This is a genomic window from Bacillus sp. 220_BSPC (genome assembly GCF_001054655.1).
GTDB lineage: Bacteria > Bacillota > Bacilli > Bacillales > DSM-1321 > Peribacillus > Peribacillus frigoritolerans.
In genome coordinates this window covers 1-421 of the sequence record NZ_JVPL01000077.1, presented here as the reverse complement: position 1 = coordinate 421, position 421 = coordinate 1, and the positions used below count along the sequence as shown (strand labels likewise).

Sequence of the window (421 nt, the reverse complement as noted above, 5' to 3'; positions counted from 1 at the left end):
ACTCGTGAGTTTTCGCCTTTTACTCGTGAATTTGCAGCATTTACTCGTGAGTTTCCGCCTTTTATTCGTGAATTATTGCATTTTACTCGCGAGTTTGCAGCATTTACTCGTGAATTTAGTGCGTATACTCGTGAGTTTACGCCTTTTACTCGTGAATTTGGTGCATTTACTCGCGAATCCGCCTTTTACTCGTGAATTAATGCATTTTACTCGCGAGTTTGCAGCATTTACTCGTGAATCCGTGCTTTACTCGTGAATTTGGTGCGTATACTCGTGAGTTTCCGACTTTTACTCGTGAATTAATCCATTTTACTCGCGAGTTTGCAGTATTTACTCGTGAATCCATACATTACTCGTGAATTTAGTGCGTATACTCGTGAGTTTTCGCCTTTTACTCGTGAATTTGCAGCATTTACTCGTG

1 protein-coding gene is annotated in these 421 nt (G+C 40.6%); it reads left to right on the top strand.

Annotated features, from left to right (window positions below):
- A partial coding sequence (locus tag ADA55_RS29820) for a hypothetical protein (RefSeq protein WP_161798612.1) occupies nt 1-195 on the top strand: 195 nt, incomplete at its 5' end.
- Nucleotides 196-421: the final 226 nt, after the last annotated feature.